General features: G+C 69.2%; 13 protein-coding genes. 5 read left to right on the top strand and 8 right to left on the bottom strand.

The annotated features are described in order from the left end of the window. Positions 1-63: 63 nt before the first annotated feature. Positions 64-315: a DUF3027 domain-containing protein gene (locus ACFVM3_RS24085; protein ID WP_378441923.1), complete on the bottom strand. Its 252-nt coding sequence runs from the start codon at positions 313-315 to the stop codon at positions 64-66. A 114-nt stretch (positions 316-429) separates the two neighbouring features. Here ACFVM3_RS24085 and ACFVM3_RS24080 point away from each other — a divergent pair, with 114 nt between their 5' ends. Further along, the gene (locus ACFVM3_RS24080) at positions 430-858 is read left to right on the top strand and encodes a hypothetical protein (RefSeq protein ID WP_378441912.1); all 429 of its coding nucleotides are present in this window, start codon (positions 430-432) and stop codon (positions 856-858) included. Here ACFVM3_RS24080 and ACFVM3_RS24075 read toward each other — a convergent pair. After that, complete coding sequence (locus ACFVM3_RS24075) at positions 806-1258, bottom strand: hypothetical protein (RefSeq protein ID WP_378441910.1); 453 nt, start codon at positions 1256-1258, stop codon at positions 806-808. The genes ACFVM3_RS24080 and ACFVM3_RS24075 overlap by 53 nt on opposite strands. A 133-nt stretch (positions 1259-1391) precedes the next feature. Here ACFVM3_RS24075 and ACFVM3_RS24070 point away from each other — a divergent pair, with 133 nt between their 5' ends. Further along, entirely contained in the window at positions 1392-1817 is a 426-nt protein-coding gene (locus ACFVM3_RS24070; RefSeq protein ID WP_125789921.1) for a DoxX family protein, read from the top strand. 62 nt (positions 1818-1879) lie between these two features. Here the strand turns inward: ACFVM3_RS24070 and ACFVM3_RS24065 are convergent, their stop codons facing one another. The 3 genes from ACFVM3_RS24065 to ACFVM3_RS24055 all read right to left on the bottom strand — a co-directional run bounded on the left by ACFVM3_RS24065 (position 1880) and on the right by ACFVM3_RS24055 (position 5537). Further along, positions 1880-2587 carry a TIGR03089 family protein gene (locus ACFVM3_RS24065; protein WP_378441908.1) on the bottom strand — a complete coding sequence of 236 codons (708 nt, stop codon included), beginning with the start codon at positions 2585-2587 and terminating at the stop codon, positions 1880-1882. 9 nt (positions 2588-2596) lie between these two features. Beyond that, positions 2597-3910 (bottom strand): LCP family protein, encoded by a 1314-nt coding sequence (locus ACFVM3_RS24060; protein ID WP_378441906.1) that lies wholly within the window; start codon positions 3908-3910, stop codon positions 2597-2599. Positions 3911-3998: 88 nt separating this feature from the next. After that, the gene (locus ACFVM3_RS24055) at positions 3999-5537 is read right to left on the bottom strand and encodes an LCP family protein (RefSeq protein ID WP_378441904.1); all 1539 of its coding nucleotides are present in this window, start codon (positions 5535-5537) and stop codon (positions 3999-4001) included. Between the two features lie 150 nt (positions 5538-5687). Here ACFVM3_RS24055 and rfbB point away from each other — a divergent pair, with 150 nt between their 5' ends. Further along, on the top strand, positions 5688-6671 hold the full coding sequence (gene rfbB, locus ACFVM3_RS24050) for a dTDP-glucose 4,6-dehydratase (protein WP_378441902.1): 984 nt from the start codon (positions 5688-5690) through the stop codon (positions 6669-6671). A gap of 4 nt (positions 6672-6675) precedes the next feature. Beyond that, complete coding sequence (gene rfbD, locus ACFVM3_RS24045; protein ID WP_378441900.1) at positions 6676-7557, top strand: dTDP-4-dehydrorhamnose reductase; 882 nt, start codon at positions 6676-6678, stop codon at positions 7555-7557. 184 nt (positions 7558-7741) lie between these two features. Here the strand turns inward: rfbD and ACFVM3_RS24040 are convergent, their stop codons facing one another. From ACFVM3_RS24040 to ACFVM3_RS24030, 3 genes are all read right to left on the bottom strand, one after another. Further along, positions 7742-8830, bottom strand: coding sequence for a glycosyltransferase family 4 protein (locus tag ACFVM3_RS24040; protein WP_378441899.1), 1089 nt, complete (start codon positions 8828-8830; stop codon positions 7742-7744). Then, entirely contained in the window at positions 8823-11336 is a 2514-nt protein-coding gene (locus ACFVM3_RS24035) for a glycosyltransferase (protein ID WP_378441897.1), read from the bottom strand. The genes ACFVM3_RS24040 and ACFVM3_RS24035 overlap by 8 nt, the downstream gene beginning before the upstream one ends. 198 nt (positions 11337-11534) lie before the next feature. Then, on the bottom strand, positions 11535-12446 hold the full coding sequence (locus ACFVM3_RS24030) for a glycosyltransferase family 2 protein (RefSeq protein WP_378441895.1): 912 nt from the start codon (positions 12444-12446) through the stop codon (positions 11535-11537). 19 nt (positions 12447-12465) lie between these two features. Between ACFVM3_RS24030 and ACFVM3_RS24025 the strand changes: the two genes are divergently transcribed. Further along, positions 12466-13533 carry a glycosyltransferase family 4 protein gene (locus ACFVM3_RS24025; protein ID WP_378441921.1) on the top strand — a complete coding sequence of 356 codons (1068 nt, stop codon included), beginning with the start codon at positions 12466-12468 and terminating at the stop codon, positions 13531-13533. Positions 13534-13588: the final 55 nt, after the last annotated feature.

Raw genomic sequence — 13588 nt, 5'->3', positions numbered from 1 at the left:
CAGTCCTTGCGCCAGGCGCAAGGATGGGGGCCTTCATGTACTTCAAAGGGCTCGTGTGATGGATCAGCCGAATGAGCCGTCGTCGCGGTCCGCGAAAGCGGTGCAGCCGTCGTGCTCGAAGCGAACCAATCCATCGAAGATGGAGTGGGCGTTGGTGCAGGCGCCGTAGTCCTGGCCGAGTCGTCCGTGCAGGGCGATCCAGTACACGCATCCACCGCATTGCTCGCCGTGCGCTTCTCGGTTGAGGCGCTCGCGCCAGCGCGCGTGGCAAGCGCGGTTGAACTTCTCGTCGTCGCCCGACCAGGGCGGATTCATGGCGGGCACGGCGTCAGGTTAGAGACGCCGGTGGAGGCAGGCGATCGATTAACCCTCGGTGAGATGCTTCACGGAAGTACGGCGATCATGGACCGCCGGTGTCACTCTCGAAAGATGTTCTGGTTCGCACCGGTGTCGTGGACACCGCACGACGAGGCCGAGCTGATCGCCGGCTGGCGGTTGTGGCTCGAACTCGGGGATCGCACGTGGCCGTCGGCCGCGTGGGACGGGACGGCGGCCGACGTCGTCCGGCCGCTGCGGGAGCTGGTCGCGGCCTGCGACGAGATCGAGACGGGTTATCGCGAGGCCGTCGACGAGCCGTCGGAGGGGTTCATCCGGATCATCCAGTTCCTCGTGTGGTCCGTCAGCACGGTGATCGAGCTGTGGGCCGACGACGAGGTCCCGCTCGACGCCGAGCGGATAGCGTTGCTGCACGCCGATCTGGCCGGGTTCGCGGAGCAGGCAGAGCGGGTACTGGAGGTGCTGGCGGTCAGCGGGGGCTGGACGGGTCTGGCCGCGGAGCACCGGCGGACGGGTCGCTGAGCGATTCCGGTTTCTCGACCCACGCGAACCGCGCACCCACCAGGTGCTCGATCAGCGGACGGTCCAGCGAGAGCAGGGTCACTGGGGTGCCGAATGGGTCTTCGCCGGGCGCGATTTCGTACCCCAGCTCGATGACGGACTCTTCCGCCTCGTCGGATTCGACATCGTGACGGGTGACACCGTTGTCGATCGACCACGTGCCCTCGAGGGCGCGATGGAAGTTCAAGACCAGTCCGCCCGGTGTCGCCCAGGTGAAGCGGGACACCGAGAAGCCGGTGCTCCAGCTTTTCCAGTAGCTCCATCCGGAGCCGTCGCGGCGGAACGCCAGGTCGACGGACTCGACGCTGCCGGGATACAGGATTTCATCCGACCACAGGCCGATCAGCCGTTCGTCCGTCACAGCGGAGAGTCTGCCGTACGGGGTTCCTGTCGGGTACCTGTCGATCACGCTCCGGAGGTGCCATCGGAGGCGTCCGGTGCCCTACCGTGATCCGGGTAAGTTGAATATTCACCGACCAGAAAGCTGATACCCGATGTTCGCTCGTTTCAAGGATGTCGCCCTCCTGCTCGGCCGGATCGGTGTCGGTGTGGTCTTCCTCGCACACGGCCTGCAGAAGTGGGAAAACGGGATCGACGGCACCGCGAAGTTCTTCGAGCAGACCGGAATCCCGCTGCCGACGCTCGCGGCGATCTTCGCGATCGCGGTGGAGATCGTGGGCGCGATCTTGTTCATCGTCGGTTTCCTGACGCCGCTGGTGGGCCTCGGCTTCGTCGTGGTCTCCGTCGGTGCTCTGCTCTCGGTGCACCTCGACAACGGCCTCACCGGCCAGGGTGGTTACGAACTCGTCCTCGTCCTGGCGGTCGCCGGGCTCGCGCTCGGCTTCAACGCCGGCAAGCTGTCGCTCGACCACGTGCTCTTCGGGCGCAAGCGTGAGGCAAAGCAGCTTCAGGACGCCTGACCCGATGCCATGAAAGGTCCTTTCCTTGCGAAATTTGCAAGGAAAGGACCTTTCATGGCACTTCAGGAGGGGAGGTCCGCCGTCGTCCGCTCGGATTCGCGCCGCGAAGCGAGTTTGGCCGGATCCGCGTCGGTGACCTGGACCAGGTGTGCACCCGCCGCCAGCGGCGTCAGGAACCCCGCGAGAATCCCTTCCTCGCCCGTCCACTCCACAGTGGACAGAACCCGGTCTTCGGCTGACAGGTCAAGGCCGGTGGCGCGAGCGCGGGCTTCGGCGAGCACTTCGTCCACAGTGGACGAGCCCAGCGCCGGAGTGTCACCGGGCACGGGGAACAGCGGGCTGAACTGGTCACCCGAAAGCCGGGCTTCAGTCAGGTAGTCCAACGCGCCGTCCGGCACTGAACCGGCGGGCAGCCCGAGGCCCATCGGGTGTAGCGAGACGACGGCCGTGGCGGCCGCGTCGGACGCTCCGCCCGGCGCGACGAACGCCACCCGTGCTCCCGCGGTCTCCGTCACCACCCTGGCGCCGCACCACCACGCGCCCAGCAGAACACCGGCGGTCTGCCAATGCGATGGCAGCACCACGGCGACCTCGTCCCCTGGTTCGACGTCGAACTCGTCGACCAGCCAGTTCGCCGTCTTGGCCGCCCAGTTGACCGTGGTCGCCACGGACAGTTCGACCCGGCTGCCCTGGTTGTCGTCGTAGTGCGTGATCAGCGGTTTCGCGGGCGACCCGAGCACGGGCCGCAGCAGCAGTTCGGTGAGGCTCACGCCACGACGTTAGTTCACGCAGGGAACGCTCGACGCGGCGAGCACCGGAGCCGCGCCGGGAGCGCCGCCACCGCCGCCCCGGCCCGCCAGACCGGAGATGAAGCTCCGCACGGCGGCGATGTCGATCTCGACGATGCTCTGACCGTCCGCGCTGCGGCCGTTGATGTTCACCACCGGGATGGTCGTGAACGTCAGATCGCCCGACGCGATCCCCTTCGCCTGCTGCGCGAACTCCAGCAGGTCCAGTCCCTCGTCCAGGACGATCGACCGGCGCACGACGTCCATCAGGCCCGACATCGTCGACGGACTGGTCAGCGTCCCCGCCGAAAGCACCTGGTTCAGCGCCGAGGACAGGAACGTCTGCTGCCGCACGATGCGGTCGAGGTCGCCGCGCGGCAGGTTCTTCCGCTGCCGCACGAAGGAGAGCGCCTCACCGCCCGACACGGTCTGCTCGCCGCGCCGGAAGTTCGCGCCCGAGTCCTTGTCCTCGGTCGCGTGGTTCAGGCAGACCTTGACGCCGCCCAGCGCCTCGGTCAGCAGGTAGAACCCGAGCAGGTTGACCTCGGCGTAGTGGTCGATCCGGATCTGCGTCAGTTCCTGAACGGTCTGGACCAGTGCCCTGCGGCCTTCCTGATCGGAATCGCGTTCGAGTTTCGCCTGATCGGTTTCACCCCGATGGGCGTTCGCGTAGTTGGTCTTCGCGACGCCGTACGCCGAGTTGATCTTGTTCGGGCCACGGCCGGGGATGTCGGTCCAGGTGTCGCGCGGGATCGAGACGCCGGACGGTTTCCCGCCGTTCTTCGGGATGCGCAGGATGATGATGGTGTCGGTGCTGACGCCGGGTTTCTCCTCGGTGCGCAACTGCTTGAGCACCCGGAGTGGGAGCGGGTTGCCCTGCGCGTCGGTCCGCGCGTCGCTGCCGACCAGGAGGATGTCGGTCGCGCCGTCGTCTGCGGGCGGCGCGGCGGGATCGTCGGCCTTGCTCAGTGCGTTCGTCGTGGGGACGTTGTTCTGCAGCTGGTCCTTGGTGACGTACGCGTAGCCCGTCGTGCCGAGGGCGAGCAGGGACACGAGGCCGAGCGCGATCCGCCGGGTGATCCGGCCGGCGCGGCGCAGCGGGCGCTCGGGCATGTCGAGCACACCCGAGATCGGCTCGTCCTCGGCCGGGGCCGACGGCTGGGGGAGCGGCGGATTCCGCGGGTACGGCGTCGGGACGAGCTTTTCGTCACTCTCGGTGTCCGAATTGCCGTCCTCTTCGGACTTCGGTTCTTCGGTGTCCAAGTGCTCAGAACGTTCGTTGACGCTCTTGTCCTCGTCGCTCATCCCTGATCACCTCCCCTGGCGCTGTAGCTGGTCCGATCGTAGGAGAAGGCTAAGCCACCGTGAGGGCGGCCACGCTGAGTACCCGGAATTAATTGACGCAGGGCACATTGCCCGCGACGATCGGCTTCGTGGTGGGTGCCGCCGGAGCACTGGAGGGCGGCTGAGGCGGCTTCGAGGGCGCCGACGTCGCCGCCGGGGGCGTGGCCGCGCCGGTGGACGCGCCCTTGAAGTCCTTGCCGAGCAGCACCCGCACCTTGCCCGGTGCGACGTCACGGTCCGCCTCGGCCTGCACCGCGGTGCCGAAGACCTGCTTGATCAGGGCCAGCGCGTCGTCGTCGCCCGGCGCGTGCCGGATGACCGTCGAGTTCCGGGTGCTGAGCTTGGTATCGGCCGCGAGTTTGAAACCCTTGCCCTGCAACAGGTTCCGGGTCTCGATGGCCGCCGTGGGCGAACCGGTGCCGTCGAAGAGTTCGACGGTCACCGCTTCCGCGCCCGGCAGGATGGCCGGGGTCTCGGACGGCGCTGTCTCCCCGTCGGCGGTGAGGCGGGCGACCTCGGCCTGCACCTGAGCAGGGTCCACGCGCAGCACGGCGGCCCCGCCGATGGTCGCGTCGCCCTGGGTCGGAATCGTGTGGAACTCGACGTTTCCGCTGGTCAGCCCGCGCATCTGCGCGGCGAACTCCGGCAGATCCCAACCGGCCGACAGCACGACCGACTTCTTCACGGCTTCGATCAGATCCGCGATCTTCGCCGGGTTGATCAGGACGTCCGACGAGAGCACCTTGTTCGCCAGCCCGGAAAGGAAGGCCTGCTGCCGCGCGATCCGGTCGAGGTCGCCGTTCTGCAGGTCGTAACGCTGACGGACGAACGCGAGCGCCTGGACGCCCTCGACGGTCGACTTCCCGGCGGGCAAATCCACGCCGGACTTCTTCTCCTTGACCGCGTTGTTGAGGCAGACCTCGACGCCGCCGATCGCCTTGGTGATCTCGTAGAAGCTCGACAGGTTCACCTCGGCGTACCGGTCGATCATCTTCGGCTTGCCGATGAACTTCTCCAGCGTCGCGATCAGGTTCTTGCGGCCGGCGTCCTTGGCCTTGGCGTCGACGTCCTTGAGGTCGGTGTTGCCCTGCTGCTGCAGCGTCTTCGACGTGTCGTTGTAGGCGTACACGTACGCGCTGTTGAGCTTGTGCTTGCCGAAACCGCCGGTGATCTCGACCCACGAGTCACGGGGGAAGGAGATCGCGACCGCCTTCTTACCGTTCTGGGGGATGTGCACCAGGATCATCGTGTCGGTCTGGCGCTCGCCGTCCGAAACACCGGCGTGCAGCATGTCGAGGACCTCGCGCGGCAGCGGGTTGCCCTGCGCGTCGGTGCGGCTGTCCTGGCCGACGAGCAGGATGTCGATCGCGCCGTCCAGCGGTTTCGCGGGCGGGTGGCCGTTGTCCTCGAAGATGTTCGTGGTCGCGAAGCCCTGGGACGGGTCACCGATGAACTGCCAGCCCCACCAGGTCAGTGCCAGGATCGTGATCGAGACCAGGCTGAACACGACCTTCACGCCACGGCGGGCGAACACCACGACGCCGCCGCCACGGCGCGCCGGAATGGGTGGCCCGGGCCACTCGGTCACGTGCGGTCCTCCACGAATCTCCCCAGGGCACACGCGTGCCTCGTCCATAACTCTACTGATCCTCGTGTTAGACGTCCGTAGGCTGGTGAAAGGTTGCCCCGGTCGTGACACACTCGGCCGGTCAGGAAGAAGCAGAGGGAGGATCGCGGCATGCGAGTGCTGGTCACCGGTGGCGCCGGGTTCATCGGTTCGCATTACGTCCGGCAGGTGCTGACGGGTGCGTACCCGAGCTTGGCCGACGCCGAGCTGATCGTGCTCGACAAGCTGACCTACGCGGGAAACGAAGCGAACCTGGAGCCCGTGCGCGACAACCCGCGCTACCGGTTCGAAAAGGGCGACATCTGTGACGCCGCCCTGGTCGGTGCGCTGATGCGGGGTATCGACCTGGTCGTGCACTTCGCCGCCGAGTCCCATGTGGACCGTTCGATCGCCGGCGCGGCCGACTTCGTGCTGACGAACGTGCTAGGCACGCAGACCCTGTTGCAGGCCGCGCTGGAGGCGGGGGTCGGGAAGTTCGTCCACGTGTCCACCGACGAGGTCTACGGCTCGATCGACAAGGGATCCTGGGACGAGGACCACGCGCTGGAGCCGAATTCGCCGTACTCGGCGTCGAAGGCGTCCTCGGATCTGCTGGCCCGTTCGTTCTTCCGCACGCACGGATTGCCCGTCTGCGTCACGAGGTGCTCGAACAACTACGGTCCGTACCAATTCCCCGAGAAGGTCATCCCGCTCTTCGTGACCAACCTGCTCGACGGCAAGAAGGTCCCGCTCTACGGCGACGGGCTCAACGTACGTGACTGGCTGCACGTGGACGATCACTGCAACGGCATCCAGCTCGTCGCCGACGGCGGCAGGCCGGGCGAGGTCTACAACATCGGCGGCGGTACGGAACTGACCAACCGCGAGCTGACCGAGCGGCTCCTCGCCGCCGTCGGCGCCGGCTGGGACAGCGTCGAGCCGGTCGAGGACCGCAAGGGGCACGACCGCCGGTATTCCGTCGACATCACCAAGATCTCGCGGGAGCTCGGTTACGCGCCGCGTAAGTCCTTTGAGGACGGTCTGGCCGACACGGTCGCCTGGTACGGCGAGAACCGGTCTTGGTGGGAGCCGCTGAAGACGCGTGCGGGGGAGTGAAGAAGTGCTGAGCATTCTCGTACCGGGCGGATCCGGGCAGCTGGGGCGGGACCTCGCGGCGCTGGCCGCGGGCTCCATCGACGCCACGACCCCGTCGTCGTCGGAGCTGGACGTGCGCGACACCGGTCAGGTCATCGCCGCGGTGACCGAGCTGGCGAGCCGGGCGCGGGCGGCGGGAAGGTCGCCGGTGGTGATCAACGCGGCGGCGTACACCGCGGTCGACGCGGCGGAAACCGATGAAGAGCGGGCGTTCGCGGTGAACGCCGACGGCCCCCGGGTGCTCGCCGCGGCGTGCTCGTCGCGCGGGGTGCCACTCATCCACGTGTCCACGGACTACGTGTTCGCGGGCGACGCGACTTCGCCGTACGAGACCGATGATCTCCTGGGGCCGCTCAACGCCTACGGCCGGACGAAGGCGGCCGGGGAGGACGCGCTGCTCGGTTCGGGTGCCCGTTCGTGGATCGTGCGGACGTCCTGGGTGTACGGAAAGACCGGGGCGAACTTCGTGGAGACCATGGCGCGCCTGGAAAAGGAGCGCGACGAACTGTCCGTTGTGGACGATCAGACCGGTTCGCCGACCTGGTCCCGCGACCTCGCCGCGGGCCTGCTGGAGCTGGCGGGCCGGATCGCCGCCGGTGAAGGGCCGTCGCAGCGGGTGCTGCACTGCACGGGTGGTGGGTCGACGACGTGGTGCGGGTTCGCGAAGGCGATCTTCGCGGAGCTGGGCGCGGATCCGGCGCGCGTGAAGCCTTGTACGACGGCGGAGTTCCCACGTCCGGCGGCGCGCCCGGCGTACGGGGTGCTGTCGAACGCGTCCTGGCGTGAGGCGGGCCTCACTCCGCTCCGGGGCTGGCCTGAGGCGCTGAAGGCCTACTTCGCTTCCTGATCACGCGAGTTCGCCGTTCAATCACGCGAGTTACGTCCTCAATCACGTGAGTTACACCTTCAATCACGTGAGTTCGCCTTTGCCGCACGGAGGGCTCGCGTGCGTGAATGGCGAACTCGCGTGATCAGACGGCGAACTCGCGTGATTGGGGGCGTAACACACGTGATTGGAGACGTAACTCGCGTCAGTGCTTCGTGCTCGCCTGGCGGTACGCGGCGACGGTGAGTTCCGCGCACGCCCGCCAGGTGAAGTTCGCGACGTGCGCGCGGCGCGCGGCCGAAGTGGCGACGGCGTGCGGGTCGCTGACGGCGATCCGCAGCGCCTCCACGAGCCCGTCGACGTCTTCGTAGGGGACCAGGCTCGCGCAGTTTCCCGCGACCTCGCGCAGCGCCGGGATGTCCGTGCACACCACGGGGACGTCCGACGCCAACGCTTCCAGCACCGGGAGCCCGAAGCCTTCGTCGCGCGACGGCAGCACCAGCGCGCTGGCCCCGGCGACGACGCGCCGGAGGTTCACGTCCGACAGGTAGCCCACGTGGCGCGAACGAGAATCCACCGCGAACGAACCGGGACCGACGAACACCAGATCGGGCAGGTCCGGCGCGGACTCGTGCGCCTGCCTAAGCCAGTGCAGGCCCTTCCGGGGCCCGGGGGCGCCGGCGAAGAGCAGGTACTTGTCCGGGAGCCCGAGTTCCTTGCGGCGTTCCGGGTCCGGCGGGCGGGCGGTGAACCAGGCCGGGTTCACCCCGAGCGGGGTGACGATGATCTTGCCGCGGTCCACGTCGAGCCGTTCGGCGACCTGGTCGGCGACGGCGTTGGTGGGCGTGCAGATCGCGTCGGCGAGCCGGGCGCCGCGCCGCACCAGCCGCGGCAGTTCGTGATCGCTCGGCGCGAGCTCCTCGGGAGCGTCCAAAAAGGCCAGATCGTGGATGGTCACCACACCCGCCGCGCGGAACCGGCCGGGCAGCACGAAGTTGGTGCCGTGCACGACATCCGTCGGCCCGGCGAACAGCTCCACCGGCGGCAGTTGTGAACGCAGCCAGGCCTTGCGCAGCAGTCGCGCCGCCACCGGCATACCGCGCGCCCGGACGCCGTGCGGGAGTACGTGCCGCAGCCTTCGCCAGCCGCGCAACGTGAACGCGACCGCACGAGTGTCCACTTCGGACATCGAGGCGAGCTCTTCGGACAGCGCGACGGTGTACCGGCCGATACCCGTCCTGGCGCCGAGCAGCGGGGTCCCGTCGAGCAGGACGCGCAAGGGACGGTCAGCCACGGCCGAGCCTCTGCTTGGCGACCTTGACCACGCGGCCGCCGACGCGCCGCGCGAGTTCCTTCGGGCCGCCGTCGGCGAGGTACTCGCGGATCAGTCCGACGTCGCGGCGCAGCATTTCCTTGCCCCGCACCGGTTCGGCGACCACGAGGTCGGCGGAACCGGGCAGCCGGTCGGCGGCGGGCCGCGGGTTCCGGCAGAACTCCACCAGCGGCTTCAGTGCCTCCGGCCAGGCGTACCGCCGGGCGACCGCGGCCATCCGTTCGACACAGCCCGCGGCGAACTCCTCGTCGTACAACGCCTTTTCCAGCGCGTCGGCCAGCGCGTCCACGTCCTCGGCCGGGACGACGACACCGAGCCGTTCCTCGCGGACCAGGTCGGCGAACGAGTCGCCGTCGGTGGTGACGATCGGCAGTCCGGCCCACAGGTAGTCCAGTACCCGCGTCCGGAACGCGAACGTCGTCTCGACGTGCTCGTAGTGCGTGGTGACGCCGCAGTTCGCGTCGAGCAGCCAGTTCTGACGCTCCTCGTACGGCACCCACTGCTGGTTGAAGAACACGTGCTTGCCGGTGAGCCCGAGCGTGTCGGACAGCAACATCGTGCGCGCGCCGATGTCCATCTCGGTGACCTCGGGGTTGGGATGCTTCATCCCGAGGAACACCAGGCGGACGTCACCGCGGCGCTGCCGCAGCAGTTCGATCGCCCGGACCAGGGTCAGTGGGTCGAACCAGCTGTAGACGCCGCCCGCCCACAGCACGACGTGGTCGGTCTCGCCGATTCCGTCCAAAGTGGACCGGAGTCCGGGGCCGGTGCGCACCGGGGCCTGCGACGGCAGGCCGAACGGGACGATGGACAGCAGCGATTGCGTGGTCGGGTCGGCGTCGTACAGGCGCGGTGACAGCCTGCCCATCGCGGCGAGGTGGCCCAGCCAGAAGTGGCGCTGACGGTCCGAGGCGCAGAGGAAGAAGTCGCCGCGTTCCAGTTGCGCGTCGAGGACCTTGGTGACCCCGATGAGATCCAGTGCCCGCTTGTCGTCGGGAACGCCCTTGCCCTGTTCGAGCAGTTCGAGGTGCATCGGGTCGTACAGATCCGCGACCACGATCTTGTGCGCGTACTGCTTCTTCAGCGAGGGCGCGAGTTCCAGCACGTGGCCCTGCAGGACGATGATGTCGGCCCAGGCGATCGGCGTCTCCAGGTCACGCCGGGTGGCCGCGCTGACCCGGAACGCCGCGGGCGGCGGATCGGCGAGCGGGTTGACCGTCACCAGGTGGACGTCGTGTTCGGTGGCCAGCGTCGCGGCCATGTTCCACGCGCGGATCGCCGGGCCCGCCATGCGTTCGGTGATCGCGTCGCCGGTGATCACCAGTACCTTGCGACGCTGCCCGAAGAGCGCGTCGATACCGAACGTCTCGACCAGGATTTCGTGCGCGGCGAGATAGCGCGGCAGCGGATACGCGGGCTCCAAAGCCTTGCGCAGCAAGGGAAGCAGATCGGCGTCCGTGCGGACGCGGGCGGCCTGTTCGGCGGCGCGCGACTCGGCGAGCGAGGGCAGCAGTTCGACGAACTGGTCGATCGCCAGCACGCCGGCCAACGTCGTCCTCGGCACCTCGACCGGGCCGGTTTCGGCAGGGCCGACGCCCTGGGCGAGATCGAACCGGGTGGCGTCGAGGTCGCCGCGCGCGGTCGCCCGGCGGACGGCCAGCGCCAGCGCGGCGGGCAGGGCGCGCGTGAGGGTTTCGTCGGAAAGGTTCTTGTACAGCGCCGCCAACGCGTTGCGCTCCAGCAGGAACGTCTCGCGTCCGGAGTCCGGTGCGTCCACTGTGGACATCGTGGCGTGGTGGCGGTGGTAGGTCAGCGACTCCGGCACGTAGCGCACGCGCCAGCCGCGCAGGTTCAGCCGCCAGCCGAGGTCGACGTCCTCGTAGAACATGAAGAACCGCTCGTCGAAGCCGCCGAGTTCGGCGAACACCCCGGCGCGGACGAACATCGCCGAACCGGTCGCGAACAGGACGTCCTTGGCGATCTCGTGTTCGGCGGCGGGGACGTCGGACAGCGGGCTGCCGGCGTGGCGCTTGTAGCCCATGCCGAACCAGGTGAGGCCGGCGTCGACGAAATCGGTGCCGGTGCCGTCCCAGTCGAGGACCTTGCTGGCCACCGCGGCGACCGTCGGCTGCGCGCGCAACTCGGCCACGGCCGCGCCGACCCAGCCGGGAGCCGGGCGGGCGTCGTTGTTGAGAAAGGCGAGGACGGTGCCGGTGGCGTGCTGCGCGCCGAGGTTGCAGCCGCCCGCGAAGCCGGAGTTCACCGGGGACTCGACGAGCTTGACCCCCGGGGCCGCCGCTCTGATCTCGGCCACGTCGGTGCCGCCGGAGGCGTTGTCGACGCAGATGACCTCGAGGTTCGGGTAATCGTGTTCGGCGAGCGCGCGCAGGCAGGTGACGGTGTCGGCCGCTCCCCGGTAGTTCACCACGATCACCGAGACGACCGGTTGCGTTTCCCCCTGCGCCAAAGCCGTACTCCCTGCTCTCGATTGGGGCAGCGTCAATGAAGAGCCCGTGACCGCTTCGCGTCGCCAGGGCGCTCGTTCGCCTGCCCACCACTCTGGTGATGGGGCGCCCTGCCACCGCGAAGCGGGGCCTTCGGCCGGGGCGGGCTCCCGCGAGGGCCCTTCTCGGACTCAACCTTCATCTCCGTCTTCTGGCAGAGCTTAATTGCCCGCCCACGCGTCCCAGACCGCGCCTCGGCCCAGTGTCGCCCGCCGCCCGATGGCACGCCGCTCGAGCAGCGTGCGCGGCAGCCGGGTGGCGACGGCGCCGAGGACCCGGCACCGGAGGCTCAGACGGAAGTTCGGTGCCGCTGGTTTCCCTCGGAGGGGCAGTACCAGGGTGAGCACGGCGAACTTCACCAGCTGGCGGATCGCCACCGCGCGCGGAGCACACCGCAGGAGGGTCAGGAGGCGGTTGCGTTCATTCCACAGATGGAACTGGACCGAACCCGGCCGGGTGCTCGCGCCGTGCTGATGGGTGACGTCGGCGTCGGCCCCCACAACGTCCCAGCCCGCCAGCCGCAGCCGCCACGCGGTGTCGGTGTCCTCGTAGTAGCAGAAGTAGGACGCCGGGACGCCGCCGACGGAACGGAGTGCCTCGACGTCCAGCACGGCCGCGCCCCCGCAGAAACCGAAGACCTCGTCGGCGGGTTCCGGCAGGTCGGCGCCGTGGCCGTCGGCGGTCAGGCGGACGCCGGTGGACTGGACGGTCCCGTCGGCCAGCGTCAGCCGGGCGCTCACGGCGGCGGCGAGCGGAGCCTTGGCGAGGGTGTCTTCGCAGGTCGCGAGCCACTCCGAGGCGGGGGCGGCGTCGTCGTTCAGCCAGGCCATCAGCGGGGTGTCCACGTTGTCCAGTGCGGCGGCCATGGCGCCCGCGTACCCGGTGTTGCGCCGCAGGCGGAGCACCTCGGGCTTCGAGGGATGGGCGGCGAGCAGGGCGGCCGTCCCGTCGTCGGAGGCGTTGTCGACGACCAGCGTCCGATGCGGGCGGGACTGCGCGGCGAGGGCGTCGAGGCAGGCGGTGATGTGCGCGGCGCCGCGCCAGGTGACCACGACGACGGTGGTGCTGGTCATGCCAGAGAGAATAGAGACCATGCCCGAACTGGTCGTGCTCGCCGAGCAGCTGCTGGCGCCGGTCCCCGGCGGGACCGGCCGGTACACCGGCGAGCTGCTGCGGGCGCTCGCCGAGACCGCGCCACCGGGATGGACGGTGTCGAGCGTGGTCGCCCGGCACGCCGACATCGAGGCCGCGGTCGTCGAAGGGGTCGAGGGCCCGCGCGTGCTGCCGATCCCGCCACGGGCGCTGATCGCCGCTTGGCAGCTTGGCCTGCCGTGGTGGCCAGGTGGCGACGCGGTCCACGCGCCGACGCCGCTGGCGCCCGCCCGGGTGCCGAGGGGGCGGACGCTGTCGGTCGCGGTGCACGACACCGTGCCCTGGACCCATCCCGAGACGCTGACCCCGCGTGGCGTCGCGTGGCACAAGGCGGTGATCGCGCGGGCCGCGGCGCGGGCGACCGCGCTGACCGTGCCCACGCAAGCGATTGCGGACGAGCTCACCGCGCTGGTGCCGGTGTCGGTTCCGCTGCATGTGATCCCGCACGGTGTCCGCCCGCCCGCCGGGTTCGCCGAGGTCTCGCTGCCGGTGCGGTACGTGCTCGCGATCGGGACGATCGAGCCGCGCAAGGGCATCGACGTGCTGATCGACGCCGTCGGCCGGATCGGGGTGCCGCTGGTGCTGGCTGGCCAGCCCGGGTGGGGTGGCATCGACCCGGTGGCGCTGGCGCGTGAGCACGGCGCCGACGTCCGTGTGCTGGGGAAAGTGAGCGACGCGGAACTGGCGTTCACGGTGCGGGGCGCGTCGGTGCTGGCGATGCCGAGCCGGGCGGAGGGGTTCGGGCTGCCGCTGATCGAGGCGATGGCGGCCGGGGTGCCGGTGGTGCATTCGGATGTCCCGGCACTGGTGGAGGTGGCCGGGGGAGCTGGTGTGGCCGTCCCTGTCGGCGATGCGCAAGCGCTTGCGGACGCCCTTCGCGACGTACTTGACGATGCGGAGCACGCGGCAGCGCTGCGTGACAGTGGTCTCAGCCGTTCGAGTGAGTTCACCTGGCAGCGTGCCGCCTCGGCCGTTTGGGGGCTCCACCAGCGAGATCGGGTTGCCTGACAAGACTCAGCCGGAGTTTCCTCGCCTGAAGTGAATCTGTCGGTTCCTCACCGCG

The sequence above is a fragment of the Amycolatopsis sp. NPDC057786 genome (assembly GCF_042797905.1).
Taxonomy (GTDB): Bacteria; Actinomycetota; Actinomycetes; order Mycobacteriales; family Pseudonocardiaceae; genus Amycolatopsis.
The sequence above is the reverse complement of the archived record's forward strand: the minus strand, read 5'-3'. Positions and strand labels throughout refer to the sequence as shown.